The organism is Methylobacterium sp. WL64, assembly GCF_008039945.1.
Classification (GTDB): Bacteria; Pseudomonadota; Alphaproteobacteria; order Rhizobiales; family Beijerinckiaceae; genus Methylobacterium.
Genome location: NZ_VRVA01000171.1, coordinates 1 through 8253 on the forward strand (window position 1 = coordinate 1; position 8253 = coordinate 8253).

Annotated in this window: 10 protein-coding genes and 4 pseudogenes; 8 read left to right on the forward strand and 6 right to left on the reverse strand. The window is 65.4% G+C overall.

The genetic code is table 11. The features are described 5' to 3' along the window. Window positions 1-126: 126 nt before the first annotated feature. The 4 genes and pseudogenes from FV242_RS31095 to FV242_RS31105 form a co-directional block, all read left to right on the forward strand. A pseudogene (locus FV242_RS31095) lies at window positions 127-1005 on the forward strand (integrase core domain-containing protein); the annotation flags it as partial. Window positions 1006-1441: 436 nt separating this feature from the next. Next, window positions 1442-1681: pseudogene (locus FV242_RS35920) on the forward strand (MHYT domain-containing protein); the annotation flags it as partial. 117 nt (window positions 1682-1798) lie between these two features. Then, window positions 1799-3574 (forward strand): bifunctional diguanylate cyclase/phosphodiesterase, encoded by a 1776-nt coding sequence (locus FV242_RS31100; RefSeq protein WP_246692974.1) that lies wholly within the window; start codon window positions 1799-1801, stop codon window positions 3572-3574. Beyond that, a complete protein-coding gene (locus FV242_RS31105) occupies window positions 3571-4041 on the forward strand; it encodes a BLUF domain-containing protein (RefSeq protein ID WP_147941619.1) in 471 nt (156 codons plus the stop codon). Before FV242_RS31100 ends, FV242_RS31105 begins: the two co-directional genes overlap by 4 nt. Before the next feature lie 259 nt (window positions 4042-4300). Here the strand turns inward: FV242_RS31105 and FV242_RS34970 are convergent, their stop codons facing one another. Both FV242_RS34970 and FV242_RS34975 read right to left on the reverse strand, forming a co-directional pair. After that, window positions 4301-4477 carry a hypothetical protein gene (locus FV242_RS34970; RefSeq protein WP_187193442.1) on the reverse strand — a complete coding sequence of 59 codons (177 nt, stop codon included), beginning with the start codon at window positions 4475-4477 and terminating at the stop codon, window positions 4301-4303. A gap of 224 nt (window positions 4478-4701) precedes the next feature. After that, window positions 4702-4866, reverse strand: a complete 165-nt coding sequence (locus FV242_RS34975; protein ID WP_187193443.1) for a hypothetical protein — start codon at window positions 4864-4866, stop codon at window positions 4702-4704. A gap of 537 nt (window positions 4867-5403) precedes the next feature. Here FV242_RS34975 and FV242_RS31115 point away from each other — a divergent pair. Beyond that, a pseudogene (locus tag FV242_RS31115) lies at window positions 5404-5577 on the forward strand (DUF4113 domain-containing protein); the annotation flags it as partial. A 273-nt stretch (window positions 5578-5850) separates the two neighbouring features. Here the strand turns inward: FV242_RS31115 and FV242_RS31120 are convergent. The 4 genes from FV242_RS31120 to FV242_RS31135 form a co-directional block, all read right to left on the reverse strand. Then, entirely contained in the window at window positions 5851-6084 is a 234-nt protein-coding gene (locus tag FV242_RS31120; protein WP_147941622.1) for a hypothetical protein, read from the reverse strand. Between the two features lie 434 nt (window positions 6085-6518). Next, window positions 6519-6704, reverse strand: a complete 186-nt coding sequence (locus FV242_RS31125; RefSeq protein ID WP_147909903.1) for a hypothetical protein — start codon at window positions 6702-6704, stop codon at window positions 6519-6521. 3 nt (window positions 6705-6707) lie between these two features. Continuing rightward, window positions 6708-6860: a hypothetical protein gene (locus FV242_RS31130; RefSeq protein WP_246692973.1), complete on the reverse strand. Its 153-nt coding sequence runs from the start codon at window positions 6858-6860 to the stop codon at window positions 6708-6710. Between the two features lie 44 nt (window positions 6861-6904). Continuing rightward, on the reverse strand, window positions 6905-7171 hold the full coding sequence (locus FV242_RS31135; RefSeq protein ID WP_147941623.1) for a hypothetical protein: 267 nt from the start codon (window positions 7169-7171) through the stop codon (window positions 6905-6907). A 149-nt stretch (window positions 7172-7320) separates the two neighbouring features. On the opposite strand from FV242_RS31135, the gene FV242_RS34980 reads away from it, so the two are divergent. The 3 genes and pseudogenes from FV242_RS34980 to FV242_RS31145 form a co-directional block, all read left to right on the forward strand. Then, entirely contained in the window at window positions 7321-7476 is a 156-nt protein-coding gene (locus FV242_RS34980) for a hypothetical protein (protein WP_187193444.1), read from the forward strand. Window positions 7477-7692: 216 nt separating this feature from the next. Beyond that, window positions 7693-7971: a hypothetical protein gene (locus FV242_RS31140; RefSeq protein WP_147909900.1), complete on the forward strand. Its 279-nt coding sequence runs from the start codon at window positions 7693-7695 to the stop codon at window positions 7969-7971. A gap of 67 nt (window positions 7972-8038) precedes the next feature. After that, window positions 8039-8253 (forward strand): annotated as a pseudogene (locus tag FV242_RS31145) (Na+/H+ antiporter NhaA); the annotation flags it as partial.

Here is an 8253-nt window from a genome sequence, read left to right on the forward strand (position 1 = left end):
AGTTGGGATGCAGGCTGCGAGGCATGGCAGGATCTCCGACGACCGAAGCCGAGATCCATCAACTCCCCTGCACCGAAAGTGAGTCAGACCCGAAATAGGACCCCCGCGGCCCACGCCGGATGAATACGCAAGGTCGCCGAAGCAATTCGATCCATCGAGGTGACCGAGGCCACGTATTTCCTTTGGCGGTCCGAATACGGTGGCCTGAAGGGTGATCAGGTCAAGCGGCTGAAGTCCCTGGAGACCGAGAATTAGCGCCTTCGTTGGGCGATCTCTGACCTGACCTTGGAGAAGCTGATCCTGAAGGAGGCGGCATCGGGAAACTTTTGAGCCCAGCTCGCCGCCGGGCTTGTGTCGACGACGTCGTTGCCGAGCACGGTGTGTCCGAACGCTTCGCATGCCGTGTCTTGGGTCAGTATCGCCCGACGCAGCGCAAATCCGCGTCGTGGTCGAAGACGCCGGAGCGTCCCGACTACGACTGGTCGTACGATTTCGTTGAGCACCGCACGCATAACAGGCGCAAGTGCCGGATGCTGAACGTCATCGACGCGTTCACACGCGCGGGTCTGGCCATCCGGATCGCTCGTAAGCTCAGGGCGCTGGACGTGATCGACGTGCTCTCGGACCGGTTCAGCCTACGCGGGATACCCGTTCATATCCGCTCCGATAACGGGCCGGAGTTCATCGCCAAAGCCGTTCAGGACTGGATCGCAACGGTCGGAGCGACGACCGCCTACATCGAGCCGAGCAGTCCATGGGAGAACGGGTACTACGAGAGCTTCAACGCGAAGCTGCGGGATGGACTCCTCAACGGCGAGATGTTCGACATCCTCAAGGAGGCCGCGCCGTGATCGAGCAATGGCGGAGGCACTACAACGGCATCCGATTGCACGCGTCGCTCGGCTACCACCCGCCTCCCCCGGAGGTCGTCATTTGGCCAACGGAACCGAGCAGTTCAGGGCCGATCGCTCACCCCGCAATCGTCGCGCCCCGACGATGCACTAACGTCGAGGTTGGGCCACCGAGTGAGGGCAGGCCAATGTCGCGACCGCCTCCCGCACAGCCAGCCAAGGACCAGTGGCATTGTAACTTATGTTATTGGCGACTCGAAGTCATGGTCCACGTCGCCCAATAACTGTGATGCATCTTCTAGCACCACGAATTCTGCAGCATTTATTAACTGACCAAGCTTAGGTTTTAGGCCCCGGAGCTTGGTATGCGATCAGTTTATACGTGTCTCACCCAGGCGCACGATCACGGGCTGATCCTGCTCGCTGCAGGCGTCTGCATCGTTGGCGTCTACGGCTCGTTTTCCGTCGCGACCCATGCGGCGCGTTCCGAAGGGCGCGCGGCTGCGGTTTGGGCGTGCGCTAGCATCATCGCCTCGGGCTGCACCGCCTGGGCCACTCACATGATCGGCCTGCTGGCTTTTCAGCCAGGCATGCCCGCGGCGTTCGATCCCTATCTGACCACCCTGTCGCTGATGGTCGCCATAGCGGGGATCGGGATCAGCGTCGCCCTGGCGATCGGCGAGCGCAGTCGTGCCTATCGCTTCCTGATCGGCATCCTCCTCGGCGCCAGCGTCGCCGCTCTGCACTACCTCGGCGAGGCATCCTACGTCGTCGCCGGCACAGTCGCCTGGGATCCGCACCTGTTGGCCCTGTCCATCCCCACGAGCCTGCTCGTATTCGGCACCGCCATGGTCGTTACGGGCGAGCGGCGCCGCGACCTCCGACGCGCTGGGGCGCCACTCCTGATCGCTGCCATCGCCATCCTGCATTTCTGCGGGATGGCCGCGATGACGCTCACCTTCGATCCGGCGCGCCTGCTGCCCCCCGAGGCCGTCCCGCCGGAGCTGATGGCGCCCGTGGTGGCGGGCGTATCGCTCGGCTTGCTGGCTCTGGCCTTGGTCGGGCTGCGCCTGACCCTGAATTTCCGCGCCCAGGTTCGGCGAGACCAGGAACGCTTGCGCGAATTGGCCAGCCTCGCGGTCGAGGGGCTAGCGGTCTGTGACGGGATGGTGATCACGACCGCGAACCGCAGCCTTGAGCGTCTTTCGGGCCTGGGCGCAGGTGCGCTGAACGGCCGCCAGCTGTCCGAGCTGTTCCCCGGGCTCGACGTCACCACGATGCCTGAGCGCGAGGAGCGGGAGGCGGAGCTGATCGGCGCCGACGGGCAGCGCGTCCCGGTGCGCGTCCTGCGCAGCGACGTCCGACTGGGCGGCAAGCCGCAGACCGTGCTGGCCGTCCGCGACCAGCGGGAGCGCCTGCAAACCGAGTCCCGGATGCGCCTGCTGGCCTTTTCTGATGCGCTGACCAATCTGCCCAACCGGACCCGTTTCCACGAATTGGTCGCGCAGCACGCGGCGTCGTACCACGAGCACGGGCGTGCTTTCGCGATCCTCATGCTCGACCTCGACCGGTTCAAGTTGGTCAACGACACGCTCGGTCACGGCCTTGGCGATACGCTCCTGCGAAAGACCGCCGAGCGCCTGAAATCAGCGCTCGGCGCGCACGACATCGTCGCACGCCTTGGCGGCGATGAGTTCGCGGTCCTTCAGGTCGACGTTGCGGGCTCCGAGGCCACGCACGCGCTGGCGACTCGCATCATCGATCTGATGGGCCGGCCGTTCCTGATCGACGGCATGCTCGTCAACGTCGGCGCATCGGTGGGCGCTGCGCTCGCCCCGATGGATGGCATCGATCCCGATCAGCTTCTGCGCAATGCCGACCTCGCACTCTACAAGGCCAAGGCGGACGGCAAGGGTACGTTCCGGAGGTTCGAGCCCGCGCTGGACGCGCGAATGCAGGCCCGCCGCGGGTTGGAGGCCGATCTGCGGCGCGCCATCGCCGTTCAGGAGTTCGAGCTGTACTACCAACCGCTCGTCGACGCGCGCACCGGCCGTATCAACGCCGCCGAGGCGCTGGTGCGCTGGCATCATCCGGATCGTGGCCTGGTCTCGCCGGCCGACTTTATCCCGCTGGCCGAGGAAACCGGTCTGATCGGACCGTTGGGGCAATGGGTGCTGCGCACCGCCTGTGCCCAGGCGGCGCGTTGGCCGACGCATATCCGCGTGGCCGTGAACCTCTCGCCGGCCCAGTTCCGGGACGTGCGGCTCGCCGACACCGTGAAGGCTGCGCTTTCAGCCGGAGGCCTGAGCGCCGACCGGCTGGAACTCGAGATCACCGAGGGCGTGCTGCTGTCGGACGAGGAACGCACGCTCGCCACGCTGACCCGGTTGCGGGCAGCCGGCGTGAGCATCTCGATGGACGATTTCGGGACAGGCTATTCCTCGCTCAGCTATCTCCGCCGCTTCCCGTTCGACAAGATCAAGGTCGACCAGTCGTTCGTGCGCCAGCTCCCGTCCGATCCGGAGAGCGCCGCAATCGTGCGGGCGATCATCACCATGGGGACGTGCCTTGGGATGAGCATCACGGTGGAGGGGGTCGAAACGGCAGAGCAGTTCGCCTTCACGACCGCGGAAGGCTGCGATCAGGTGCAGGGCTACCACGTCAGCCGCCCGCTGCCGCTCGGCGAGTTCCTGTCGTTCGTTGATGCGCGCGAGGCAGCATGACACCGCCCGACGATACCGGCCTGTTCCGCTTGGTCTATCGGAGCCGCAGTACGATCGCCGGGGACGCCGAGGCGGTGCAGCAAACCATCGACGCGGCGGTCGCCACCTCGCAGCGCCGCAACGTCCAGGCCGGCGTCACGGGTACGCTGATGTTCACCGGGCTGTTCTTCGTGCAGGCCCTGGAGGGGGCGCCTGCGGCTGTGGAGGCGATCTTCGATCGGATCTGCTGCGACCTGCGCCATACCAGTCTCGAGGTCATCGAGTGCGGTCCGGTGCTGGAGCCGGGCTTTGGCAACGGTGCGATGACCTACCTCGTGCCGGACGCTGTCGCCGGAGCGCTGCTCGACCGTATGGGGGTTGAGGTCGAGCTCGCTGATGCCGCAGCAGCCGCGATGAGGCTTATGGCTGCCCTGGTTCGAACTGGACCTCGCGCCATCGAGCCGGTTCAGAACGTCGTAGCTGAATAAGTCCGAGCGCTCGTTCTGCGTTCGCCATGCCGGACTCCCGCAGACCCGCACCGTCTGTTCCGACACAGTTTCAGCCCAGGTCACGGTGCGCTAACCGGATCCCGGCACCCTACACGGGCGCCGGTGCGATAGACGACCTCCCCCGCCAGCCCGTGATCGGATCGGGCCGCGCGTCCAGCAGGCTGACAGCGCTCCTCACGCCATCGACCTCCACCTCGGATTGTCAGCCGATCGATCGCCGGCGTGACGCGCGATGTCGTCAGACCCGGATCTCTTCAGCATGCAGGCCACCAGCCCGCAGGTGATCGGGGATGTCGGCATGATCGTAGTATCCGGCCTCGTGGGCCATGGCGTCCAACGCCGCGATCGGGTCGGCGGCCGAGCCGGTCCAGAGGATCGTGCCGGTCGCGCCCTGACGGATCTGAAACACCTTCATCACCACACCTCCCACGCATGTCGAGCGGTCAAGCGTAGCGGCGTCTTCGACGTTCCTGGCCTACCTCAATCGGTCAGCGTTCCGGATGGGCAGCCCTTGCTCGCTTCCGGGCTATCTGAGCGTCCACCAGCGGCCGGCGCCCACCCGCACCAAGAACATCGGCGCGGCCCCAATCGCGGACGTGTTGGTCGCGTTATGCGGAACCGGAACTCGTCGGAGTCGAATCAGGGCCATGGGATCTTCCATCGGGTCCTGGTCGAGGCTTCACCGGCCGCAAACCCATGCTTGTAGCCGACCTTGTAGATGCCAGACAGGATCGCGGCGATGCAGGTCCCGATCACGATCTGGTCGAACAGCGACAGGGAGTCGAACCAGGCCCAAAACAGCATGCCGCTATACCTCGAACCCTGTATCGACGCGACGCATGAACCAGAGCGTCATCCGGTGACAGTCCCTGGCCCATTCCATTGCATGAGTACGACGCCAGAAGGTGATGATCTCGTGAACCGGCAACGAGCAGGGCTCCCGGTAGCGGAAGCGGTATCCGGCTCTCGACGCCTCGACCATGCCGCGGTCAGCCGAAGCCATCAGGTTGCATCCTCGCAAGCCGAGGCCGTGCTTGTGTCTTGGAGATAGCTCGGCAGGGGGCCAGGCGGGCCGGCTACAAAGGGGGCGCCTGACCGCGCCAAACCCTTGCTGGGCAACCCCGCTTCTGGTCGCATGGCTCAGTGGCTGCCCTCGGCGTAGCTCGACCGGATGTCATCCGGTCTCGCCTCCACGTTGATCCCGAACCCCGCCGCGATGTGGCACGGGGCCAGCGAGAACATCTCCGAACGTGCCTCGCCGTGCCGCCACCGGACCCCGGCGCGATGGGCGACGGTGCGCGAAGCGGCGCTCGACTTTTGCTTCGGCGCCGACGCCCACGGCGATCCGAGCCGCTGATGGCAGCCATGGACGCCTGCAATGCACGCTGGGGGCGTGGCTCAATGGTGCCGGCCCGTGCGGGACTGGTGGCCAAGCGGGAAGGGAACGCGACGTTCGAGATGCGCACCCAGCGCTACACCACCCAGGTGGGCGACCTGCCGATAGCCCACACCTGACTATGGCCCGAAGCGATGGTGTGAATGCAGCCTGGGAAGGACGTCAGCTTCACGGCTGCGTAAAACGGAGCCTGCCGGCGATTGTTTGCTGAGGTCGGTCGGCATACGTCGATCACGTCGGATCGCGATGGCGTCGCTGTCCTGCAGCCCTCCCAAGGGCGTTTCCTCCCAAGGGCGTTTCCTCTCAAGTCTTCGGGCCGCCCCTTCGGGCGTGGCCTTTTCGTATCTAAGCGTGGTCGAGGCGGTCGAGAGCCGGGATTTAGAGCGTCGTCGTCACCCGGCCTCGGCCAATTCATCGACACTGGAGGCAACCGTAAAGCCTTCACGATCGAATACAGTGTAGATCACCACCGCCGGCGCCACGTCGAGGCTGGCGATATGTGCGACAGCGGCCTCTCTAGCGCTCGCTACCGTCTCGTAGGGATCCGGCAGTTGATACATGCGCGTCTCTACCTCCTCATCGGATGAGGCAGGCTCGGCAATCGTGACTTCGATCGTGTAAGACATGCCCGTACGCCCCCCGGTTCAGTGAAAAACACCAAAAAACCATAGCAATAAAATGATCGGCAACGGTATTCCGATCAGCCATAGCAACCCACCGCGTAGCATGTCCGCCTCCGCTCGTTCGTCCAACTCGCTCGGTTCTCAGCGATTGCCAATCAGAAACGCACGAGAACCAGAAAGCGATGCGTGCCCTCAGAACGAAAGCTGGGGAGATTGCCGAATGCTGACCGAATAACCCGCAGACACCTCTTCCTGCCTGCGCGCCCAAGCACTCCGGCGCGCGCAAGGGCCAGGCTGGCCTCGCATCCCCGTTCCCGGCCGGCATGCCGGCGCGCTCGCGATCTGGGCGGCAATCGGAGGCTCGCACGTCAGCAACACCAGGATCCTGGCGCGTGTGTTCTTGCGCAGCCGCGTGCCGGTGCGTTCCACGCACGCCGCTACTGCAACCTCCCGGTCCCGGCGTTCAGGCCCAGGCAGATGGCCAGCGCGAGCAGATCGCCGGCGGTGAGCCACACACCGCCATCCACGCGCCAATGTTCGAAATCGTCATCGGCCTCGACGGTGTGGCCGCGGGACGTGATGACGGCCACGGCCTCGGCGATCGGGTCCGAATCCTCGAGCATGCGCTATGCCGACGCCACGGTCATCCGGCGGCGCGCTTCAGCAAGGCGCTCGTCGTCCGCTACATCCGGCATGTCGGCCGCGACCTTCTCGACGATCTCGCGCGTCATCGCCTCGTCCAACCCAAGGCCGCGGGCGAACCCATCGAGGCGGCGCATCATATGCTGCGTTGCAGTCCGATCGGGCGGGGACGGCTCATCGCTCATCCCTGGACCGGGAAGCCCATGAGGACAGCGGTCATCACCATCGTGCGCCTCAGCCCCGGGGTGGTGGCCTCTTCCGCCAGCAGTTTCTTGGCCTGGGGGTGCATCTCGATCGCCTTGGCTACGTCGACCCGGTGACCGGACTTGAAGACGAACGGCTCGGCGTTGGCATCCGTCAGGTAGGCGGTCGTAGCCGCTGCGATCTCGTCGTCCGTCACCTCGGACTTGCGGCGCAGGTCGCCGACGCTGGGGATTTCTTTGGCCATGCGGTAGAGCTACAGCGCCCTGCCCGGGGCGTCCATCAGGCCGCCACTCGACGCCAGCTTGGCCGTATTAGGTTTCAGCCCCGATAGGGCGCATAGGGTCTCATCCCTCAGCGCAATCCCGTGCCCTGGGCCACGACACGGAGGCCGAGATGGCGCTCGAACTCAAGACCGGCAAAGCGCAGAGCGTCACGGCAGAGGACTTCAACGAGCGGGTGAAGCGCCTGCTCGCAAACAAGCCCGACCCGCAGAAGGCTGAGCCAAGGGGTAGAAGCTTCAAACCCAGCAAGCCACCGACGAACACCTGAACAGCGACTACGTCGGCCGGGCGGCCATAACATCACGGCTCGCCCGGCCCGCGCGCACGCTCCCAGCGCGTCCGCGGCTGGTGCGCGCCACATGATATCGTCGAGATCCCGTCGCCACGTGACCACGTTACAACGTGGCAGCGCGATAACGTTGTCACCTCCTGCGCGACGGTCTACTTTCCGATAAAAATCCATTTTAGGATCTCAGAAGACTACATGCCATCAACGCCTCCTCGCCTCTCATTCTCACACGCCGGGCAGGACTTCATCGTCAAGGCGCGGCCGGTCGCGGACGGCATCGAGGTTCGCGGCTTCTGGCATGCCCGTTCACGGGGTCGGACGCGGTTCTTCGTCGTCGTGCCGTCTGAGGCCATCCAGAAGGCCCAACGGCCTGACTGGGCCGATCCGGTACAAGCCGCATTGAAGCTCGTGCGGACCCGGATCGTCACGGCGCTCGACGAAGGCGAGCCGCTCGTCGAGGAAACCCAGCCGTGAGAACCGACATCGCCCTCCCGTCACCGATTGGCCTGCAAGCCTTCGCCGACAGGGCCAGAGGGTATGCCGGTCGGCGGACGATCCGACCTCGCCACTGCACATCCTGGAGCACGCGGTCCATCCCGGGTCAGCTGACCTGATCCTGCCGGCCTTCGGCTGCGCCGACGCGGGCGTATCGCTGGCGGGAAACACGCCGCGGGTGCTCCTCGACCCGGCGACCGGAGTTGAAGACGAACGGCTCGGCGTTGCGCTCGGCCTGTTTGTGGGCAAGCAGGCCGGGGG